Origin of the sequence: Acidaminococcus sp. BV3L6 (genome assembly GCF_000468835.1) — a bacterium.
In the GTDB taxonomy this organism is placed as follows: Bacteria; Bacillota; Negativicutes; order Acidaminococcales; family Acidaminococcaceae; genus Acidaminococcus; species Acidaminococcus intestini.
This window is the reverse complement of the sequence record NZ_AWUR01000010.1, coordinates 1-20,677: the sequence shown is the minus strand read 5'-3', so window position 1 is coordinate 20,677 and position 20,677 is coordinate 1. Positions and strand designations below refer to the sequence as shown.

The 20,677-nt window shown below is 51.0% G+C and carries 17 protein-coding genes and 1 pseudogene; 15 read left to right on the top strand and 3 right to left on the bottom strand.

The window, feature by feature from the left end; all coding sequences use genetic code 11:
- Positions 1-1,131: 1,131 nt before the first annotated feature.
- A complete protein-coding gene (locus tag HMPREF1246_RS02925) occupies positions 1,132-1,584 on the bottom strand; it encodes a MerR family transcriptional regulator (protein ID WP_009015986.1) in 453 nt (150 codons plus the stop codon).
- Positions 1,585-1,799: 215 nt separating this feature from the next.
- On the opposite strand from HMPREF1246_RS02925, the gene HMPREF1246_RS02920 reads away from it, so the two are divergent.
- From HMPREF1246_RS02920 to HMPREF1246_RS02855, 13 genes and pseudogenes are all read left to right on the top strand, one after another.
- The gene (locus tag HMPREF1246_RS02920) at positions 1,800-2,630 is read left to right on the top strand and encodes a carboxymuconolactone decarboxylase family protein (RefSeq protein WP_021736632.1); all 831 of its coding nucleotides are present in this window, start codon (positions 1,800-1,802) and stop codon (positions 2,628-2,630) included.
- A gap of 18 nt (positions 2,631-2,648) precedes the next feature.
- Complete coding sequence (locus HMPREF1246_RS02915; protein ID WP_021736630.1) at positions 2,649-3,296, top strand: flavodoxin family protein; 648 nt, start codon at positions 2,649-2,651, stop codon at positions 3,294-3,296.
- Between the two features lie 2 nt (positions 3,297-3,298).
- On the top strand, positions 3,299-3,805 hold the full coding sequence (locus HMPREF1246_RS02910) for a cupin domain-containing protein (RefSeq protein WP_014128800.1): 507 nt from the start codon (positions 3,299-3,301) through the stop codon (positions 3,803-3,805).
- A gap of 772 nt (positions 3,806-4,577) precedes the next feature.
- Positions 4,578-5,627 carry an alpha/beta fold hydrolase gene (locus HMPREF1246_RS02900; RefSeq protein WP_021736644.1) on the top strand — a complete coding sequence of 350 codons (1,050 nt, stop codon included), beginning with the start codon at positions 4,578-4,580 and terminating at the stop codon, positions 5,625-5,627.
- Between the two features lie 12 nt (positions 5,628-5,639).
- On the top strand, positions 5,640-6,560 hold the full coding sequence (locus HMPREF1246_RS02895) for an AEC family transporter (protein ID WP_021736636.1): 921 nt from the start codon (positions 5,640-5,642) through the stop codon (positions 6,558-6,560).
- A gap of 132 nt (positions 6,561-6,692) precedes the next feature.
- Positions 6,693-7,763 (top strand): alpha/beta fold hydrolase, encoded by a 1,071-nt coding sequence (locus HMPREF1246_RS02890; RefSeq protein ID WP_021736635.1) that lies wholly within the window; start codon positions 6,693-6,695, stop codon positions 7,761-7,763.
- A gap of 15 nt (positions 7,764-7,778) precedes the next feature.
- Positions 7,779-8,414 (top strand): flavodoxin, encoded by a 636-nt coding sequence (locus tag HMPREF1246_RS02885; RefSeq protein WP_021736642.1) that lies wholly within the window; start codon positions 7,779-7,781, stop codon positions 8,412-8,414.
- A 95-nt stretch (positions 8,415-8,509) separates the two neighbouring features.
- A complete protein-coding gene (locus HMPREF1246_RS02880) occupies positions 8,510-9,676 on the top strand; it encodes an iron-containing alcohol dehydrogenase (protein WP_009015978.1) in 1,167 nt (388 codons plus the stop codon).
- A gap of 444 nt (positions 9,677-10,120) precedes the next feature.
- Entirely contained in the window at positions 10,121-11,848 is a 1,728-nt protein-coding gene (locus HMPREF1246_RS02875) for a carboxylesterase/lipase family protein (protein WP_021736641.1), read from the top strand.
- Between the two features lie 1,236 nt (positions 11,849-13,084).
- Positions 13,085-14,248 (top strand): alpha/beta hydrolase, encoded by a 1,164-nt coding sequence (locus tag HMPREF1246_RS02870; RefSeq protein ID WP_021736646.1) that lies wholly within the window; start codon positions 13,085-13,087, stop codon positions 14,246-14,248.
- A 13-nt stretch (positions 14,249-14,261) separates the two neighbouring features.
- Positions 14,262-15,092: an SDR family NAD(P)-dependent oxidoreductase gene (locus tag HMPREF1246_RS02865; protein ID WP_021736638.1), complete on the top strand. Its 831-nt coding sequence runs from the start codon at positions 14,262-14,264 to the stop codon at positions 15,090-15,092.
- A 71-nt stretch (positions 15,093-15,163) separates the two neighbouring features.
- Positions 15,164-15,983, top strand: a pseudogene (locus HMPREF1246_RS11050) (oxidoreductase).
- A gap of 5 nt (positions 15,984-15,988) precedes the next feature.
- Positions 15,989-16,432 (top strand): flavodoxin family protein, encoded by a 444-nt coding sequence (locus HMPREF1246_RS02855; RefSeq protein WP_021736633.1) that lies wholly within the window; start codon positions 15,989-15,991, stop codon positions 16,430-16,432.
- A 190-nt stretch (positions 16,433-16,622) separates the two neighbouring features.
- On the opposite strand, the gene HMPREF1246_RS02850 is transcribed toward HMPREF1246_RS02855, so the two are convergent.
- Entirely contained in the window at positions 16,623-17,507 is an 885-nt protein-coding gene (locus HMPREF1246_RS02850; RefSeq protein ID WP_021736639.1) for a LysR family transcriptional regulator, read from the bottom strand.
- Between the two features lie 119 nt (positions 17,508-17,626).
- On the opposite strand from HMPREF1246_RS02850, the gene HMPREF1246_RS02845 reads away from it, so the two are divergent.
- A complete protein-coding gene (locus tag HMPREF1246_RS02845; protein ID WP_016459638.1) occupies positions 17,627-18,037 on the top strand; it encodes a DUF2000 domain-containing protein in 411 nt (136 codons plus the stop codon).
- Between the two features lie 291 nt (positions 18,038-18,328).
- Here HMPREF1246_RS02845 and HMPREF1246_RS02840 read toward each other — a convergent pair whose 3' ends face one another.
- Entirely contained in the window at positions 18,329-19,351 is a 1,023-nt protein-coding gene (locus tag HMPREF1246_RS02840) for a YeiH family protein (RefSeq protein WP_021736640.1), read from the bottom strand.
- A gap of 145 nt (positions 19,352-19,496) precedes the next feature.
- Between HMPREF1246_RS02840 and HMPREF1246_RS02835 the strand changes: the two genes are divergently transcribed.
- A complete protein-coding gene (locus HMPREF1246_RS02835; RefSeq protein WP_231368209.1) occupies positions 19,497-20,363 on the top strand; it encodes a LysR family transcriptional regulator in 867 nt (288 codons plus the stop codon).
- The last annotated feature ends 314 nt before the right edge of the window (positions 20,364-20,677 follow it).

Genomic DNA, 20,677 nt, shown 5'->3' with positions numbered 1-20,677 from the left:
CCTTGAATTGTGAGTTTGTAGATATGGCCGATCATTCGGAAAAGTAAAGGCGTCAGCCTAAAGAGCAAACTGATTTGATGCCAAGGCTGCCGAGCGAAAAGGCAGTAGGACCGTATGATCGAAAGATCAATTCGACGCCCTCCCGTAGGGCGGTTTGGCGCCATACACTACGGTCTTTTAAGGCACTCGTTGGCACATGTTACGCCGGACCCAAACCGTCCCCTGACGGGGAAACGGATCCGAAATGATTCGCTTTCAAACATGTTCTTCGGCTTTTCGCCATCGCTCCAAAGCAGCCTCAGAACTTGGTCGAATCTGCCTCGCTAATCGCTCGCAAGGAAACGTCAACGGCATTCCTCATCTACCACCACAACCGGGAAACTATGTTGATAAATGTTTATGGAAATTTCCGCACAATATGAGTGGCAATATATTATTTAGCGGGTCCGTCGTACACGAAGACGATTCTTTTACCTCCGCAGCCGCAAGGGATTTATACGGGTGCGGCTGTAAGGGATAAAAGGGGGCGCTCTCTGCTGTTTCACATCAGAAGAACGGCCTTTCCGGCAGAGGAAACTCCGACTGCTCCTATCGTCGTTGCCCTATGAGTAAGCTTTCTGCACGAATTTTTCAGCATAAGAGAAAACGAAAAATTCGGCGACTCACTTAACCACCCTGCGGAATCTCTTGCATCGCTTTTTCTAAGGCACATGGAAGCTCGTAAATTGATCGGCGATGCGCTTACCGTCTTACCAAGACGGAGCGATGCGTTGCATCAAGTTCTAAAGGAAAAGATTGGACGCAGGTCGTACCAGATGCTGTTGTGATCCCTATATTTCCAAAAGAACAGCTTCTCACAAAAGCTAAATAAAAACCAAAAGCCCAAAATCGAACCGCTGTCTACGTTCGATTTTGGGCTTTTCTTATGGTTTTTACCTTACAATCTTTCGCTTTACGGCCTTTTGCTTTGGACACGGTGAAAGCCGTTCCGCCTTACCAAGGCGGGAGTATCCACCAAGCAATCTTGTTTGCAGGACGTGTGATCGAAAAATCAATTTGGCGCTGGACTCACAGTGTTTTTCCTCACGGTCTTCATCAACTCAGCCCTCCGTTTTATGAGCAGAGCAACACTTATTCCTCCCCCACCAGATTACTGAAATACTCGATCTTTCCGCTCAATACTTCATCATAAAAATCCTGTTTGAGGTCGATATATTCAATGGCGGCCTGGATTTCGCTATGCTTTTTGATGAGGATGGCCCGTTTTTTCATGAGCATTTCTTTTCGTTCTGGGATGGTGGACTGGCCTTTTAGGCACAGGGCGAGGTATTCCTTCATTTCCTCGATGGACATGTCGCAGTTTTTGAGGCATGTGAGGCTCTTGATCCAGGAAATGTCCTTGTCGTTAAAGACGCGGCGGTTCCTGGCATCCCGTTTGACGCCGGGAACAAGGCCGATGTTGCAGTAAAATTTTAGGGTTTCATAGGCAAGGCCCGTTTGCTCACAGGCTTCTTTCATGGGGTAAAGTCTTCCTGTGTTGACGACTTTTTCAATATGAAGTTTCTCTTTGATTTCTTTATCCATTGTGTTTCCTCCTTCTAGGGGTATCGGATGCTTTGCGGTATTAATTACCGAAAAAGAAACACATGACGAGCTTCGGTTATTATATATAAAATGCCGCTAAATAGCAAATTGTTTTTCTTTGAAAAAAGTATTGACAGGTAGTTGCTCCCGGATGATACAGTGGGGCCATCGAATGGAAACCATGACAGCCATCCTAATGGAAATGAGGTGTTTTTATGAATTGGAAAATCATTGGCATGACCCTTGGTCTTTTTGGCATCCTAGGTGGGAGCGGTTTTGCAGCAGCTGGGTCCAGCCGCAGTGATGTGGCGGAGAGAAACTACAAAACCGCCATGGCAGAGCAGTCGCTCGGTCTTGAGAAGACCGATCCAGAACTTGAGGCTATGATGAAGGGCTATATTTATGGAGATATTATGGAACAGGCCCGTCTCACGCGGCGGGAACAGCACCTTGTGACCTTAGCAACCCTCACGGCAAGCGGGGCGCAAGACTTACTTGAAAAGAATGTCCGCGGCGCCTTGACTGATGGTGTGACGCCCCTTGACGTGCGCGAGGCCATTTACCATCTAGCGCCCTATATTGGCTTTCCTAAGGTGCTGACGGCTATGGAACGCGTAAACCGCGTCTTTAAGGAAGAAGGGGTGAAACTGCCCCTTGAAAACCAGGCCGCAACGACGGATGGAGACCGCCTTGAAAAGGGCCTTGCCTTCCAGGTTGCAACTTATGGCGAGCGCATCGTGACTATGCGCAAAAACACGCCAGCTAACCAAAAACATCTGCAGGATGACCTGTCGGCCTTTTGTTTTGGCGATATTTACACGCGCAGAAGTTTGGATCTTAAGACACGGGAAATGCTCACGGTCGCAGCAATCGGCACCCTTGGCAATGACGAACCGCAGTTTAAATCCCATGTGCGGGGCTATCTTGCGGCAGGAGCTACGGAAGACGAAGTAATCGGCGTGCTCACGGTCCTCAACCCCTATGTCGGTTTCCCGCGGACCCTCAATAACCTGCGGGCTGCAAACGAAGCCTTTCCTAAAAAATAAAGGAGCGAATGAATCAATATGAAAGTTTTACTTGTAAACGGTTCTCCCCATAAAAATGGCTGCACCCATACAGCCCTTGGCCTTGTGGCCGATGTCCTCCATGAAGAGGGAATTGAAACGGAGGAATTTTGGATCGGCATCAAACCCATTGGTGGCTGCATCGCCTGTCATCAGTGTGACAAGCGTAATGACTGCGTTTTTGATGACGCCGTGAATGTATTCCGCAAAAAGGCCTTAGAGGCAGACGGCTTCCTTTTTGGGTCGCCCGTCCACTATGCGGCTCTTGCGGGGAATATGAAGACGTTTCTCGACCGGGCTTTTTATTCTGAGGCACGGGGAAACGGCAACAAAGCATTTTACCTCAAACCGGCCGCAGCCGTCATCAGTGCCCGCAGGGCGGGGACCACGGCGGCCTTTGACGAGATGAATAAGTACTTTGCCATCCAGGAAATGCCCATTGTCTCGAGCCGCTATTGGAACCAGGTCCATGGCACGACGGCGGAAGAAGTCCTTAAGGATAAGGAAGGGGTCTGGACCCTGCACGTATTGGGCCGTAATATGGCCTATCTCCTGAAAGCCATGGAGCTTGCAAAAAAGGCCAACCTTGCCCAGCCCAAAAAAGAGCCGGCCGCCTTCATGAACTTTATCCACGGAGAGGAGGCGTGAGAATGCGAAAGAATTTCCTGAAAAAAGCAGGTCTCCTGTCATTTTGTGCAGCCCTTATCATGAATGTGGGAACGACTTTTGCTGCACCGACGGACGTCGCTGTTGTACAAAAAGCACTGGAAGAGGAAAAGGCGGCGGCCTTTCCTGTCGGCGTCTACAATGCCCGCAATGTGGACCACTTTACGGGGGATAGCTACGTAGCCCCCTTATCAAGCATAGGGCCTATGGCGGCCGCTGTGACTTTTTATGACGGCGCCCGCACACACTGGCACGTCCACCATGGGTCCTGCCAGATCCTTCTGGGAACGGCAGGGGAGGGCTATTACCAGATTTGGGGTGAAAAGCCGCAGAAACTGCTCCCTGGAAAGAGTGTCACCATCCCCGAAGGCGTCAAGCATTGGCATGGTGCCGCACCTCATCACACCTTTCAGCATGTGGCTGTGATGGAACGGAAGGAAGGGGTGTCGACGGAGTGGTTTGAGGCGGTCGTACATCCTGATATCGAATGAGTTTGACGGTGTACCCGTCAAACGGCTAAGACGGAAGGCAAAATAATTAGGGCCTTCCTTGGCTAAGGCCACCGGAGGCGGCTGGCGAAAAGACCGTAAGAAGGGTGGGAACGAACTTAATCCGCCCTCAAACATGTTTCTCGGACTTCCGCTTCGCTCCAAAAGCGTCCTTCGAGAGTCCGGGCGAATAAGCCTTGCTGTCGCTTGCAAGGATACGTTCGCTTTGCGTCCTCGTCCACCACCAAAACCAAGAAATTTTAATGATATATGCTTGTAAAATTTTCCTGGTTTTGGTCCCTCGCCCCTGAAAACACGTTTCTTGTCATCCCAAGGGAAATAATCCGAAGAGCGATACCCCTGTGCTTCGGACTAGTCACGCCTTTTGGTTCTTTTGCATTCTGGTCTTTTCCCTTACAGCCGCCTTTTATAGGACCAAGCGGCTGCCAAAGTACCGGATCCGCATTTGAGTACATATAGCCGGCGTCCATTATAAACTTAGCAGACACTTGTTATGCGTTTGACAACGCAGATGGGTTGATATGGACCGTAGGCAAAAAAGGTTTCTTCTGCAATCCGAAAATATTCTTAGGAGTGGCCCGCCCGACGACGGCATTTTTTTGGGGTGACTTTAAAATGAATTTGTGTTACGTGACTTCTTACGATAGGTCATGTCCCCATTACTATCAAGAAAATCTTTTTTCAGTAATGGGGACACCTAACTCCATCGAATCGGAGCAATTTCTGCTCCAAGTAAAAAAGAAAGGAACCAACCATGTCCAATAACCCCAAACAACCTCTTATCATTGCTGAACAAGGCAGTTTTGCCATCGGCGGATCGACGCTGAAACATGACGGCGTTTTCCGCACGGACCATTTTCTTGAACCAGAAGGACAGATTGCCTATGGGGACCATGCCTATGCCTTTTACCAGGTACCCGTGGACGCGCGTCCCTATCCGCTCATTTTTCAGCACGGCGGCGCTCAGTGCAAACGGACATGGGAAACGACGCCTGATGGCCGCGAAGGCTTTCAGACCCTTTTTTTGCGCAAGGGTTACACGACGGTCCTCATCGACCAGCCCCGCATGGGGGAAGCCGGTCTTGCCTTAAAAGCGGATGACGGGCGCAATCCTTATGCAAAAAATCCTCTGTATGCCGATAAGACGATGTACATGCTTTGTCGCTGCGGCATTTTTGACGGGGATACGCCCGTCCCCTACGAAGATTCGGCCATGGCTGGCGACGCTGAGACGTATAACCAGTTCCAGCGCTCTTGGACGCCGTACGAAGGCGAACTTGATGACGATGTGAGTGCCAATGCCATGGCCGCACTCCTTGAAAAGATGGGACCGTCCATCCTCGTGACCCATTCCATGGGCGGCACCATTGGCTGGCGCACCCCCTTCCGCACGGATAAGGTCAAGGCCATTATCGCTTTTGAACCGGGTGGATCGCCCTTTATTTTTCCTGAAGGGGAAGTACCGGAACCCGTGCCGACTCTCTATGATCCCGTTAAGGCCCAGGCCATGGGCGTTCCCCTTGAGTCCTTCCTTGCCCTGACGAAGCTTCCCATGATCCTTTTTTATGGTGACCACATTTCGGATGGCACGACTGATGAAATTGGACCCGATAAGTGGCGCAGCGAATTCATGATGGCAAAAGAATTTGTGTCCTGCGTCAACCGACACGGCGGGATGGCGGAAATCGTCCATCTGCCCGACCTTGGCATCAAGGGCAATACTCATTTCCTCATGGCCGATAAAAACAATGAAGTCATTGCAGGTCTCATGGCGGACTGGCTTTCTGCCAAGGGCCTTTCCTAAGGAGGTTTTATCATGCAAGTCTTACAGCAGATGCTGATTTTTGTCATCATTATGGTCGTCGGCGCTTGGGCACGGAAAAAGAATATCCTGACGCCGGATAATCAGGGCCAGATTACGCAGCTTGTCCTGCAGGTTGCTTATCCGGCCATCATCCTTTCCGGTGTGACCGGAGATGGGCCCCATATGGAAGGCGGTGCCCTTCTTTATGCTTTTGGTGTCGTCGTTGTCATGCTGGCCCTCTTGATGCTCGCAGCCTTCCTCATTCCGAGGATCCTTCATTATGGCAAAGCGGAAAAAGGCATCGTGAACGTCATGGTCGTCTTTACGAACATCGGCTTCATGGGCGTTCCCATGGTGGATGCTATTTATGGAAAGGAGGCGCTCATTTATATGACGGTTCTTCTCATTCCCTTCAACCTGCTCTTTTTCTCCTATGTCATTGAAACCATCAAGGGCGGTGGTGGCGCCAAGGAACCTTTTCGCTGGAAGAACCTCGTTAATCCGGGCATGATATCCTGCGTCCTTGCCATTGTTATCTATCTGTCCGGCATCAAACTGCCCTATATCCTTACCAGTTCTATCCGTATGGTGGGGAGCATGACGGGCCCTCTTGCCATGATGCTCCTGGGTTCCTTCCTCCTTGATACGGACTGGAAGAGCCTCATCAATCAGAAGATTATTGCTTTTACCATCCTCAAAATGCTTGTTCTCCCCATTGTTGTGACGCTTATCTTGAAACAGTTCGTTGATAACACCTACCTACTTGCGGTTTCGATGGCCGCCCTTGCTACGCCGTCGGGCAATGTCATTCCTCTTTTGGCCAATCTCTACAATAAAGAAGGCTATCCTGTTTCAGTCCAAGGTGTTGCGGTAACAACGGCCGCTGCGGTCATCACTATGCCGGTAGTTGCTCTTGTCACCGGACTTGGCTGAAGGCTGTAAAAAAAGAATGGTAAGGATAAAAAAATACTTGACCGGTATTTACTACCGAATAGTAGAATAAAGTCATAAAGAGAAGAACCGATGAAAACCCTATCATCATAAGACCTTAAGGAGGAATAGTCCATGAAACAGAATCTTTTGGCGGCGCTCGTCCTTTCCCTTGCTCTTACGGCCTCTGCAGAAGCTTTCCATAACCCTGTGATGCTTGCGGATCAGGGAAGTTTTACGGCAGGGGGGACGGTCGTGACGGCACCGGGAACGCTCGATAACAGTAAGCCTCTTGATCCTTCCGGTCAGACCCTTCACGGTGATCACGCCTATGTGTTCTATCAAAAGCCTGTGAAGGCCAAAAAGAATGCGATTGTGTTCCTTCATGGGGCCGGTCAGTCCGGCAAGACCTGGGAAACAACGCCTGATGGGCGGGATGGTTTCCAAAATATCTTCCTTGAAAAAGGGTATGCCACCTACGTTGTGGATCAACCCCGCCGCGGCCGAGCTGGTCAGTCAACGACGGGAGGAACCGTATCAAAGATACCCATGGAGCAGCTTTGGTATGATAACTTCCGCATTGGCCTCTATCCGAATTATTATCCCGGTGTCGACGTCAGGTGGGACGAAGCGGCACGGGAAGAGTTCTTCCGCAGCATGACTCCCAACACGGGTGCTTTTGATGAACAGGTCATCAGCGACGCTATGGCAAAGGTCTTTGAAAGAAGCGGTGACGGCGTCCTTGTGACCCACTCCCAGGGAGGCGGTCCTGGTTGGTGGACGGCCATCAAAAGTGATCATGTGAAAGGCATCATTGCCCTTGAACCGGGAAGCGGCTTCATCTTCCCCGAAGGCGAAGTACCCGCTCCTATGGAAACGTCAAGTCCTTTCGGCGCCCTTAAAGGGACGGCCGTGAAGCTTTCGGACTTTGAAAAACTAACGAAGAGACCCATTCTCGTCGTCTACGGCGACAATATCCCGACGGAACGGACGGAGGCATGGAACCTTGATAACTGGCGCGTCCGTCTTGCCATGGCAAAGCTGTGGGTCGACGCGGTCAACCATCACGGCGGCAAGGCAACGCTCCTTCACCTGCCGGAAAAAGGCATCAAGGGCAACACACACTTTCTCATGAGCGATACGAATAATGAAGCCATTGCGGATATCCTGGAAGACTGGATGAAAGCAAATGGGCTTGCTAGATAAGGAGGCATGACAAGCATGCAGAAAGCATTTTCCTTTAAAAATCTCATGCGCCACGTTTTCGCTGTTGTGACGCTGACGAGCCTCTTTCTTGTGAGTACGGGCTGCAGCAGCCAGGCGGCGCAGACGGAGCCCGTAAAAGAGACAAAGCCGGCCGCAGCCGCAATGGCGGATAAGAGCGGAAAGACCCTCGTCGTCTATTTTTCCGCAACAGGTCACACGAAAAAGGTCGCTGAGACCATTGCCAAAGAAACGGGCGCTGACCTTTTTGAAATCAAACCGGAACAGCCCTATACGCTAAATGATTTGAACTACAATGACAAAAACAGCCGTGTTCAGAAAGAACACAATAATCCGTCCCTGCGCCCGGATTATGTAGGCGACGCAAAGGACTGGGCCAAATACGACCGCGTCTTCATCGGTTTCCCGCATTGGTGGCGTCAGGCACCTCATGTGGTCTACACCTTTGTAGAAAAGCATGACTTTACAGGTAAGACGGTCATTCCTTTTGCCACGAGCATGTCTACACCAATGGGGGACAGCGGTACAAATCTTGAAAAGGCAGCGGGTACGGGCAAATGGCTTGAAGGTCATCGCTTTGAAGGAAACGTGCTCAGCCAGGATGTCATCAGCTGGGTGAAATCCCTGAAATAAACCATGAAAAATTGTCAAAGACCCCGGACTGGAGCCCTTTGGTCCGGGGTTTTCCATGAAAAACAAGGAAACAAGAAAAAAGAAAGGTGACAATCATGAATAGTTTCGTGTTTCAAAATTCTACGAAAGTCTATTTTGGAAACGATAGTGTCTCCACTTATCTGCCGGGCCTGCTCGCTCAATACGGCCCCAAGGTCATGCTGACCTACGGTGGGGGCAGCATCAAGAAAACGGGTATCTATGAAGAAATCATGGGATATCTTAAGACAGCCGGCAAGACCGTTGTCGAATTTTCCGGCATCCGCAGCAACCCGACCTATGCCAAGGTCCTTGAAGGGGCAGCCCTTGCTAAAAAAGAAAAGGTGGACCTCATTCTGGCTGTAGGCGGCGGCAGCGTCATGGACTGCTCCAAAGCCATTTCTCTTGGTGCCGTCTATGATGGGGACCTGTGGGACGCGTATTGGGCCCATGCTGGTAAGATCGAAACAAAACCCATTCCCCTTGGCATTGTCCTTACCGTATCGGGGACGGGAAGTGAAACGAACGGCGGCAGCGTCATTACAAACGAATCCCTCAAAGTGAAGACGGGCCGCGACTATCCGGAACTGAACGCCCAATTTGCCATCTTGAACCCCAAATATACGGAAACAGTGCCGAAATTCCAGTTCATCTCCGGTGCTTTTGACAGCCTCTCCCATATGATGGAAATCTATTTCAGTGAACCTAATGACAATAACGTGTCTGACGTCATGAACGAAGCCCTTATGAGAAGCGCTGTCGATAATATCCGAGCCATCCTTGTGGATCCTCACGACGAAGGAGCCCGCAGTAACCTTGTATGGCTTGCGACTATGGCGGAAAACCGGATCCTCAAACTGGGAAAGAAGACGGACTTCCAGTGCCACATCCTGGAACACAGCCTGGGCGCCTATACCTTCTGCAACCACGGCGCTGGTCTTGCCGTACTGCATCCCGTCTACTACCGTCATATCGTAAAGGATGGGACCAAAAAGTTTGCCCGTTTTGCTGAAAAAGTCTTTGACATCGACCCTAGTGAAGGCGACGAACTGACGCGCGCCCAAAAAGGCATCGAGGCCCTGACCGCTTTTATCAAGGAAATCGGCCTTCCAACGAGACTGCGCGACATGAACATCGACCATGCCGTCCTTGTTGACGTTGCCGCTGGCTGCGTTGCTTCGCCCGGCAGCTTCCGGCAGCTGGGTAAGGAAGAAATCAGAGAAATCTTTGAGGAGGCGTATTAAAGAAAGGCGGCCTATAACTGTGAGGTTAAAGCTGTGAGTTATGAGTAAAAAAATATGACCGGCTGAATACCGCAAAAAAGCTGTGCCAAGCGTCAGCTGGAAAAGATGTTGTGGTGCAGCTTGGCTCAGGCCGCCCGAGGTGGATGGGTTAAAGGCCTTAAGGCTGTCTAAAGCCTGCGGATCTTGCTCTAAAAGTCAAAACCATAGGCTTAATCATCGTCCCATAAAGTCGTACGACTAAAGAAAATCGCCCAGATTGACGCAGGACTTCTGCCAGTAGATAAGAAACCCCTAGTGTGCAAAACTGACAGAAATAAAGCGCTTGATCATGAGCGGTTTTCTTTAGCTGCATGACCGATTGGGCGAATCATGAAAAAAGAAGTCTGGTTTAACTGGAGCAGATCGGCGCCATCCATGCGTCGAGTAAAAATAAAGGAGGTTTTTATGCAATCTTCAAAATGGGTATCGTTACTTGTTCTTTCTGCTTTGCTTTCATCGGCTCCGACTTTTGCCAGAGCTGCTGCACCGACGCTTGCTGCCGAAAAAGCGGCTGCTCGCGTTCAAGCATCCCTTTCCCAAAAAGACCAGACTTTTCAGGCGGGACCCGGAATTGCCGTGACGGAGACGGACGCGGGCCGCGTACAAGGATTCATCAAAAATGGGATCTATTCTTATTATGGCATTCCCTATGCGGAAGCCACGCAACGCTTTGAGGCTGCAAAACCAGTGAAGCCGTGGCGCGGGATCCGTATGGCAACGCAGGTCGGCCCCATTTCACCTCAGGCCCAAGGCAATTTTCCCAATGGGGAGTGGGGGGAACCGGGCCGCAGTTTTACCATGGATAATAACTGCTTGAACCTCAACGTGTGGACACCAAACCTCACGGATGGGAAAAAGCGCCCCGTCATGGTTTGGCTCCATGGCGGCGGTTTTGAAGCCGGTTCTTCCCTGGAGTCACCCGCTTATGACGGCGCCAACCTCAGCCGTCGCGGTGATGTGGTTGTTGTTTCCGTGAATCACCGCTTGAACCTTGCCGGTCATTTCAACCTTGAAAAATATGGCCCCCAGTATAAGGATTCGGCCAACATTGGAATCGTAGACCTTGTGGATGCCCTCAAATGGGTGAAACATAACATTGCCTCCTTTGGCGGCGACCCGCAAAACGTCACCATCTTTGGTGAATCCGGCGGCGGTGCCAAGGTGCTCACCCTCATGACTGCTCCGAGTGCAAAAGGGCTCTTCCAAAAAGGCATCGTGGAAAGCGGCGCCGTCGAGTCCATGGGCCCCTACGTCATGAGCAAAGAGCAGAGTGAAAAAGTGACGGATCTTACTTTGAAAGAGCTGGGTGTGACAAAGGACAATCTCGAACGCCTGCAGACGATTCCTTATGAAACGCTTGCCGCAGCCTCGCGTAAAGCCCTTAAGACCGTGGGCACCGAATATAAGGTTCCTCAGGCCCTCGGGACAGGCTACGGTCTTAGCTGGGAACCTGTCGTCGATGGGGATTTCCTTCCCACCAACCCTGTAACGGAAACAGGCTTTGCCGAAGCGGGCCGCAAGGTGCCGCTGCTCATTGGGACCAACTTGACGGAATGGACAGGGTTCCAGGATATTGTAGACGCTACGGACCGTCAGTATGACAATAAAAATACCTGGACGGATGCTGAAGTAGAAAAGCGCCTCAAACAGGCCTACGGCGATAAGAAAGACGTCGTCGTGAGCGAATTTCTAAAGGCGTATCCCAATAAGAAAAAGGCCGATGCCCTTTATATCGATACCCTGATCCGCCAGCCAATCTTGAAGATTATGCGCCGTAAGGCCGCACAAGGCGGAGCTCCGGTCTACGCCTATCTTTTCAGTTGGGAATCGCCGCTTATGGGTGGGACGTACATGTCCTATCATACGGCGGAAATCCCCTTTGTCTTCCATAATGTGGACCGCATGCTGAGCCGTACTGGCGGAAGCAAGGAAGCACATATCCTGGAAGACCGCATGAGTGACGCTTGGGTCCATTTTGCCCGCTATGGGACGCCGCAGACGGATGCCCTGCCGAAGTGGGACGCGTATACGAAGGACAGCGGCGCCACCATGATTTTTGACAACAAGATCCGCCTTGCCCGTCACCATGACGAAGCCCTTTTGAAGCTTCTTGATCCGGGTTATACATATTAAGAAGAGAGAGTGTGGGGTTGGAGTAAAAAGTGCTCTGATTCTCCACTGCAGCGTGCCTCCATTGCTTAATTCTATACGAATGCAATGGGAGAAAATACGGACGCATAGAAACCTGTGGCTGTGAGAATTTTGTCAGTGGAAGTGAGGGCTCCTCACAATTGGACGGACCCCGCTGAACCGAATTGATAAAAAGCAAATGGGAGAAAGACCACAAGGTAAAAGATTATAAAGCAAGCCCAAAACCGAACATAGACGCAGGTTCGGTTTTGGGCTCTTGGTTTTTATTTGGATTTTGTAAGAGGCTGCTTCTTTGAAATGGGAAGATAACGATAGCGCTTAGAACAATCCCCATCTTTTTTTTGCCTCTGAGCTCGATACGCGAACTTCCATCTGCCTTAGAAAAAGCGAAACAAGAGATCGTGCAGGGCGGTTAAGTGAGTCGCCGAATTTTTCGTTTTCTCTTATGCTGAAAAATTTGTGCAGAAAGCTTACTCAGAGGGCAGCGACGATAGGAGCATTCGGAGTTTCCTCTGCCGGAAAGGCCGGTCTTCTGGTGTGGAACAGCAGAGAGTGAGCCTTTTTATCCCCTACAGCTGTACCCGTATAAATCCATTGCGGTCGCAGAGATAGGGGAACCGTTTTCGTGTACGACGGGGCCGCTAACATAATTTATTGGCACTCATGTTGTGTGGAAATTTCCATAAGCGTTTATCATTACCATTTTCCGGTTTCGGTGGTGGATGAGGACGCACAGCGACGTTTCATTACGAACGGTAGTGAGGACCATTTGCCCGAAGTTTCGAAGGACGCTTTTGGAGCGAGAACGAAATGTCGCAGGCACATGTTTCCGGGCAAATCTTTTCGAACCCGCTCCCCCGTCAGGGGACGGTTTGGGTTCGCGTCTGCACGGTTTTCCCTTTGCTCGGTAGGTACGGGATTGTGCTTCGGAGAAGACTGCATGAAAGCTGCTTGCTGTTTTTAGCATTACAGCCGATGTTTTTTTATCCGGTACAATCTACCGATATAAGGATTTCGTAGGCTTCCAAGAATATCCGATAAATACTTAATTATTCCATTCTAAAAAATTCCAGATATTTTTTAGAAAAACTATTGACAGGTAGCAACTACCGAATAGTAAAGTGGAACCATCAAGGCAATCGGTGCTTTTCAATCCTTTTTATAGGATGCGCATCGGTGTTTTTCCATCGTATCAGGTAAGATAAGGAGTGATTATTTATGAAGGTAAAGAAAATGGCTGCAGCAGCCCTCGTCCTTTCCAGTGTCATGGCCCTTGGGGCCGTGGGGTATGCCGCCCCCGCCGCTGATTCCGTAAAAGATATCAAAAATAACGGCATTACTTTTTATGGCGGAGCCAATCTTGTGGAGATTCCCTTAAAGGATATCAAGAGCCCTAACAAGAATCCTTTTGGCCTTGTTTATCAAGGGGCGATTACGAAGAATGAAAACGGCAAGGTCAATATCCACCCCGTCCGCTATACCCTCAATGGCAACACCATAGCTGCGAATATCTATACGCCGGCAGGTTACGACAAGACGAGCGGAAAGAAATATCCGGCCATCGTCGTGGCTCATCCAAATGGCGGCGTCAAGGAACAGGTGGCAGGCCTTTATGCCCAGAAACTTGCGGAAGAAGGCTATATCACCATTACAGCCGATGCTTCCTTCCAAGGTGCCAGCGGCGGTACGCCCCATATGCTCGACAATCCTGCCTTCCGCACGGAAGATATCCACGGCATGGTTGACGTGATTGCGTCCTATCCTGGCGTCGATGACAGCCGCATCGGTGCCCTTGGTATCTGCGGCGGCGGTGGCTACACCTTGAAGGCAACCCAGACGGATAAGCGCGTCAAGGCGGTAGCAACGCTTTCCATGTTCAACTCCGGCATCGTTCGCCGCAATGGCTTTTTGAACAGCGGCCGTGACACAATCCAAAAGCGGCTCCTTGAATCGAGTCAGCAGCGCGCCGCCGAAGCAAAGGGTGCGGCCATCAAACGCACCGCGGGCATGGAAACCCAGGATATCCCTGAAGAAGAACTGAAGAAGATGCCGACCCTTTACAGCGAAGGCTACATCTATTATGGGAAGACCCATCGTCATCCTAACTCTACCTTCCAGTACACGGTTCGCAGCAACCTCGACCTCTTTACCTTTGATGCGGCAGACAATATGGACCTGATCAACCAGCCGCTCCTCATGATTGCCGGTGACAAGGCTGATACGCTCTACATGACGCAGGACGCCTTCAAGAAGGCGACGGGCACGAATAACAAGGAACTCTACCTCGTCAAAGGGGCTACCCACATCCAGACCTATTGGGTTCCGAAATACGTCAATGAAATCGAAGGCAAATTGGCTTCCTTCTACAAAGCCAATCTTTAAGGAGTGAAATCTCATGGAACGAGTATGGTTCATTACGGGAGCAAGCCGCGGGTTTGGCCGTGCCTTTACGGAAGAAGCGGTGAAACGGGGCGATAAGGTTATTGCCACCGTGCGCCGCGTTCCCCATGATGACATTTTCAAACATCCTTCCGTCCTCACCGTGGTCATGGACGTGACGAAGACGGACGAAGTGGAAAAGGCCATCAAGGATGGGATGGATTGTTTTGGCCGCATCGATGTCCTCATCAATAACGCAGGCTTTGGCTTCAGCGGGGCTTTTGAAGAAACGACGGACGAAGACCTGCGGAACCTTTTTGAAACGGATTACTTTGGCGTCGTAAACGTTACGCGCCGCGTCATTCCCCTCATGAGAAAGGCGGGGAAGGGCGTCATCCTGAACGTTTCAAGCCAAGGCGGGCTCATGGGCTTTAGCGGGAGCAGCGCGTATTGCGCCGCAAAATTCGCCGTCGTCGGTCTGTCCGATGTCTTGCGGGCAGAGCTTGGCGAATTTGGCATTGCTGTGTCTGCTGTTTGCCCGGGTTCTTTCCGGACTGATTTCAGAAGCAAGCATTCCTTTAGGAATCCTTCTGCAAGGCTTGATGCCTACAAGGACAGCAGCGCCCATAAAGCCGCAAAGTTCCTTGCGGAAAATACCTACACCCAGACAGGCAATCCGCAAAAGGCCGCCCAGTTCCTCCTAGATATGGTGGAAAAGGGGAATCTGCCGCCGCGTATCCTCATTGGCGCTGCCTGCTGCCGGGCTATGAAAGCACGCTATGAGGCGGAACTAAAAGACATTGCGTCTTATGAAGCGGCTGCGTCGAAGACGGATTTTGAAGAATAATTGAATGAAATGAAAAGGCAGTGAGAGCAGTTGCTCTGCTGCCTTTTGCATGAAAAGGAGACGATACCACTATGCAGACTTGGCTTATTACAGGCTGTTCCTCCGGCCTTGGACGGGGCTTTGCGAAAGCCGTCCTTAAAAGCGGGGACCAGGTGATTGTGACGGCGCGCCGCGTCGAAACCTTGAAAGACTTGGTGGATGCCTATCCAGAGCAAGCCCTTGCCCTGTCCCTTGACGTTACGAAGGAAGAAGACATCAAAAATGCCGTAGAAAAAGGCTTGGAGCGCTTTGGCACCATCGACGTCCTCATCAATAACGCCGGCTATGGCTACCGCGCTGCCGTGGAAGAAGGCGTTCCAAAAGAAGTGGACCAGCTCTTCCAGACGAATCTTTTCGGACCCATTGCCCTTATAAAAGCCGTCCTTCCCATCATGCGGAAGAACCATTGCGAACGTTTCGTCCATCGCCGCTTTGGGCGCAGCCTTGGGATCCGGCTACTATGCCGCCACAAAAAGCGCCTTGGAATCCATCTCGGAAGCCCTTTACGGGGAAACGAAGGACCTGGGAATCCATGTCATGATCATTGAACCCGGTGCCTTCCGTACGAAATTTGCCGGCACGTCCCTTAAGGAATCGAGCGTGGAACTGGGGGACTACGAAAAGACGGCCGGTACGCGCCGCATCCGCAACGACCATACTGATGGCACGCAGCAGGGCGATCCTGATGAAGCGGGCCGCGTCCTTGTGGACCTTGTCCACAGCGGGAAGATGCCCCTGCGCCTCCTCCTCGGAAGCGATGCCCAGGCTTACGGCAAATCGCGGCTTACGGCTCGCCTTGATGAATATAAGGCATGGGAAGTAACCAGCAACAGAACAGACTTTAAGGAGTAATCACCATGAGCATTTTATTTATTAACGGCAGTCCTAACAAAAAAGGCAACACGGCACGCCTTGCAGCGGCCCTGCTGGGGAGCCGTGACTATGAAACCCTGAACCTGACGGATTATCGCATCAACGTCTATGGCCAGCGCCTTGCCGGCGATCAATTTGATGAAGTCATGGCAAAGATCAAAGCCGCCGATACCATTGTCATCGGTTCGCCGCTTTATTGGCATAACATCTGCGGCAGCGTGCGCACCCTCTTGGATCGCTTCTACGGCCCCGTTGCAAGCGGCAGCCTGCGTGGCAAGACCCTGTACTTCCTCTTCCAGGGTGCGGCGCCGGAACAATGGATGCTCGACGCAGGCAAATTCACCATGCAGCGCTTTGCTAAGCTCTATGGGCTTTCCTGGGGCGGTATGGCGACGACGGAGGGGGAAGCGCGGGCGCTATTTAAATAAGTCGGAGCAAAGATTGCTCCGATGATAAGAAGGGCGCACCCGCAGAAAGCCGAAGAACATGTTTCCGGGTAAATCTTTTCAGACCCGTTCTCCCGTCAGGGTCGGTTTGGGTCCGCATCCTCCAGCCGCTTCAAGGTCTTGAAAGATCAAAGGCCCGGTCTTATGCTGTATGATTTCTCGCCATATGGGCCTATTCCGTTTTCTTAAAGTGGGCAGTCACAAGTTCTTTAAAACAATGGACCAATGGATTTGCTGTCTTACGATGAACCAAAAGGGCCGTCATAGAGGGATGATCGAGTTCAAGGGGAATTTTTTTCATAAGGCCTTTTTGCAGTTCCTCATGAACCACAAATTCGGGGAGAAAGGCGACCCCGAGGTTGCTTAAAATACATTGCTTGATGGCTTCCAGACTCCAGACATCCATTTCTTGGGAGAGCGCAATGCCTTTTTCGCGTAGATATTCCCGAAAATAGGTTAAGTAGAGGGCCTGTTTGTCATTGATCAGCAAACATTGCTCTTTTGTTTGTCCCTTCGTCATAAAATCACTGTCTTGCGGGGAAAGAAGCGGGGAAGCAACAAGGACCAGAGGATAAGTGACAAGGGGCGTTGTCTCAAAGGGTGAGGGATAGGCGGCGACATCGTAATGAAGGGCAAGATCAGCTTCCCCATGCCTCATGCTGTCATAAATGGCAAAGCAGTTTTTGACATGGAGGGAGAGCCGAACATGGGGCGCTTTTTTTCGAAAGCGTTCCAGTACGGGCTGTAAGTGGTAGGTCAGAAGGGATTCGGGAAGGAGCACGGTCAACTGTCCTTCCAGGCGCTGGCTCCCAGCATGGGCGACGAGCTGGTCGGCAGAATGGAGGACCTGATCTACGTAGGGCTTTAGGGAAATCCCAGCAGACGTCAGGCGTTGTTCGTGGCCGCGGCGCTCAAAAAGGGAAACGCCCAGCTCTTTTTCCAGTTGTTTCATTTGGAAGGTAATCGTGGATGGGGCGTAGGACAGGACTTGTGCTGCCTTTTGAAAGCTGCCTGCCTGGATGATGGTTTCAAAAGTGTGTAGCTGTTTGATATCCATAAAAACCTCTTAATTCAAAAATATTAAATTTTATATTTTATAAATTCAGTTTGATTGAATTACCATGATTTCTTATAATACCCTATGAAACATCACGTGACAAGAGGGGGGAAACCTGCATGAAATTTGACACTAAAATCAAGATTGTTTTGTGGGAGGGCCTTAAACCTTGGCAAGCACTCAATGTAACCGCTTTTCTCATGAGCGGGATTGCCGGGACGCAGGAAATCATCGGTAAGCCCTACGTCGATGCTGAGGGTCATCAGTACTTGCCCATGTCCCAGCAACCCATCATGATTCATGGCGCGTCAAAAGAGCAGCTGCAGGAACTGCTTCAAAAAGGCCTGTTTTCAGAGGGCCTTGCCGTATCCATTTATACAGAAGAGTTATTTGAGACCTTTGACGATGAAGCTAACCGGGCTTCGGTTGCGGGGTATCAGGCACAAGAGCTCAATCTTGTTGGTATTGGCCTGCGTGGCAAAAAAAATAAAGTGGACCGGTTGACAAAGGGCCTTCCTCTTCATGAGTGATCTTTGTATAAGGAGTTCGCCCTGTTTTCGTCATAAGGACCTTCCACGAAAAAAAACCACCGTTTCAGGGCCCTTGGCCCCGTAAACGGTGGGGTGCATGTTTTGACAGTTTTTTGCCCGATGGGAAAGGGTCCGTGTCAAGAAACCGTAACGGGATGGCATGCCTTGTGAAGGGAGGGGATTATCTATGGAGTGCCCTTGGCCTATGCTTTGAAAAAAGGTTGGAACGGGCTTCCTTAAGAACCTTTTCCCAATCATTCCGACTAGAGAAAGAAATAGGGCCCCTCAAGTTCACAGGAGTCCCATAACATGCTGCAGGAGGAGACTGACAAGGGTGATGCCAATCCAGCAGCAGGCACCGAGGAAAATCGGCTTACCGCCTTTCTTGACGAGGTCCACAAGGTTTGTGTTGAGCCCAATGGCAGCCATGGCAAGAACGATGAGAAACTTGCTAAGGGTCTTCATAGGTCCAAAGACAGCTCCCGAAATGCCCAAATGAATGCTTACGGTCGTGACGACAGAAGCAAGGACAAAGTAAAGGATGAACATAGGAAATACGCTTTTGGCGCTTACGGCGCGGCCTTCGCCCGCCCCACAACGGGAACGGTTCCAGGCCAAAAAGAGCGTAATGGGGATGATGGCAAGGGTCCGGGTGAGTTTCACCGTGACGGCCTTATCAAGGGTCTGGGTTCCTAGGTTCCACATGCTGTCCCAGGTTGCGGCCGTTGCCGTTACAGACGACGTGTCGTTGACCGCCGTACCGGCAAAGATGCCGAAAGCTTCGCCGCTCAAGGTATCCATATCGAGCGCCGTTCCAAGGAGAGGAAACAAAATCGCGGCAAGGACGTTAAAGAAGAAAATCGTCGAAATGGCTTGGGCCACTTCATCATCCGTTGCCTCGATGACTGGCGCTGTCGCTGCAATGGCGGACCCGCCGCAGATGGATGAACCGACGCCGATAAGGGTGGCCTTGTTGACGTCAATGTTCATGGCCTTTTGCAGTCCGTAAGCGATGATAAGCGACGTTGCAATGGTGCAGATGATGATAGGAAGGCTCTGCCAGCCTGTTGCGAGGATGACAGAGAGATTCAGGCCAAAACCCAAAAAGACCACAGCCGTCTGCAGGATGTATTTGGATGTAAAGGAAATCCCGCTTTTGACCTTTGTCCGGTCCTTGAGGAACTGGCCGGCGACCATGCCGAGAAGGATGGAGATGATAGGCCCGCCAATGATGGGAAAGGTTTTCCCCAAAAACCAGGACGGCAGGGCAATGACAAGGCAGAGTGCGATGCCTGGAAGTTTCGATGGATTCATGATGATTGCCTCCTCATATTGCAGCAATAAGCGCCGCTCCGATTGAATTCGGTATCATTCTACACAGATTTTATGATAAAATAAAATTATCTTTTATTATTAATCGATAAGGAAATTTTATGGAGGACTCATGTTAGACCACCGAATGGAAACTTTTCTTACGGTCTGCGAGACCATGAACTTCACTAAGGCCGCGGCAAAGCTTCATATTACGCAGCCTGCTGTGTCGCAGCATATCCGCTATTTGGAAGCGGCCTATGACATACCTCTTTTCCACTATAAGGAAAGGAAGCTTATGTTGACGCCTGAAGGGGCCCTCTTATATAAGGCAGGCCTAGCCATGCGAAATGATGATCGGGAGCTCCGTCAACGCCTGCACCATGCTCGCGCGGCGTCGCAGCCCATCCATTTTGGCGTGACCAAGACCATCGGCGAATATGTCGTAGCGCCGCCCCTTTCCCGGTTCATCCGCCGCCATCCTGACGCGGCCATGACCATGAAGATTGCCAATACGGAAGAGCTCATCCGCGGCCTTGAAGAAGGGGATATCCAGTTTGCCCTTGTGGAAGGTTATTTCGATTCCGAGGAATTTGAAGCCCTGCGCTACGATACGGTGGCCTTTGTGCCCGTTACAAGCGCACGGCATGAGTTCCCAAAAGTTCCGGAAAAGCTGGAGGACCTTCTCACAGAGCGTCTCATCCTCCGCGAACCGGGAAGCGGCACCAGACGTCTTTTGGAAAACCAGCTCGCCCTCATGGGGCGGCAGATCAGCGACTTTTCGCGGCGCATTGAAATTGGCGGCATGCACGCCATATTGCAGCTTCTCGAAGAAGATATGGGTGTGTCTTTTTTGTACGAATCGGCCGCTGAAGGCCCTATCCGTGAAGGTCGGCTCATGCGCATCGACCTTGTGGACTTTTCCGTCACCCATGACTTCACCTTCATTTGGGAAAAAGGCAGCCTTTTTGGCGAGACTTATCGGGGATGGTGCAGGGAGATGATGGATGAATGAAATCAGCCAATTTGGGCTGACCTCATTCGAGGGCTGTGAGTTATGAGTAAAATATAACGGTCTTAAAAAAATGAATAGAGTGCGGTGATGAAAAGGTCAGCATAAAGACCGGAAGGCGCGGACCCAAACTGCCCCCCTAACGGGGGAAGGGGACAAATGATTCGCCCGGAGACGTATCCCATCGTTCTTCCGCTGGCGCTGCAAAGCGGGCTTGGGACTCGGGCGGTCCTCACGTTTGCAAGGAAACGTTGCTGCGCATCCTCATCTACCACCAAAAGGGTATGCTTGCCTCATTTTATGAGGCAAGCATACCC

Bases quoted from the DNA above. Each gene is read 5' to 3' on its own strand.
- HMPREF1246_RS02850 (WP_021736639.1), bottom strand. From the start codon at position 17,507: ATGGATATCAAACAGCTACACACTTTTGAAACCATCATCCAGGCAGGC.
- HMPREF1246_RS02915 (WP_021736630.1), top strand. From the start codon at position 2,649: ATGAAAGTTTTACTTGTAAACGGTTCTCCCCATAAAAATGGCTGCACC.
- HMPREF1246_RS02880 (WP_009015978.1), top strand. From the start codon at position 8,510: ATGAATAGTTTCGTGTTTCAAAATTCTACGAAAGTCTATTTTGGAAAC.
- HMPREF1246_RS02870 (WP_021736646.1), top strand. From the start codon at position 13,085: ATGAAGGTAAAGAAAATGGCTGCAGCAGCCCTCGTCCTTTCCAGTGTC.
- HMPREF1246_RS02885 (WP_021736642.1), top strand. From the start codon at position 7,779: ATGCAGAAAGCATTTTCCTTTAAAAATCTCATGCGCCACGTTTTCGCT.
- HMPREF1246_RS02900 (WP_021736644.1), top strand. From the start codon at position 4,578: ATGTCCAATAACCCCAAACAACCTCTTATCATTGCTGAACAAGGCAGT.
- HMPREF1246_RS02855 (WP_021736633.1), top strand. From the start codon at position 15,989: ATGAGCATTTTATTTATTAACGGCAGTCCTAACAAAAAAGGCAACACG.
- HMPREF1246_RS02910 (WP_014128800.1), top strand. From the start codon at position 3,299: ATGCGAAAGAATTTCCTGAAAAAAGCAGGTCTCCTGTCATTTTGTGCA.
- HMPREF1246_RS02865 (WP_021736638.1), top strand. From the start codon at position 14,262: ATGGAACGAGTATGGTTCATTACGGGAGCAAGCCGCGGGTTTGGCCGT.
- HMPREF1246_RS02925 (WP_009015986.1), bottom strand. From the start codon at position 1,584: ATGGATAAAGAAATCAAAGAGAAACTTCATATTGAAAAAGTCGTCAAC.
- HMPREF1246_RS02845 (WP_016459638.1), top strand. From the start codon at position 17,627: ATGAAATTTGACACTAAAATCAAGATTGTTTTGTGGGAGGGCCTTAAA.
- HMPREF1246_RS02840 (WP_021736640.1), bottom strand. From the start codon at position 19,351: ATGAATCCATCGAAACTTCCAGGCATCGCACTCTGCCTTGTCATTGCC.
- HMPREF1246_RS02920 (WP_021736632.1), top strand. From the start codon at position 1,800: ATGAATTGGAAAATCATTGGCATGACCCTTGGTCTTTTTGGCATCCTA.
- HMPREF1246_RS02835 (WP_231368209.1), top strand. From the start codon at position 19,497: ATGGAAACTTTTCTTACGGTCTGCGAGACCATGAACTTCACTAAGGCC.
- HMPREF1246_RS02875 (WP_021736641.1), top strand. From the start codon at position 10,121: ATGCAATCTTCAAAATGGGTATCGTTACTTGTTCTTTCTGCTTTGCTT.
- HMPREF1246_RS02890 (WP_021736635.1), top strand. From the start codon at position 6,693: ATGAAACAGAATCTTTTGGCGGCGCTCGTCCTTTCCCTTGCTCTTACG.
- HMPREF1246_RS02895 (WP_021736636.1), top strand. From the start codon at position 5,640: ATGCAAGTCTTACAGCAGATGCTGATTTTTGTCATCATTATGGTCGTC.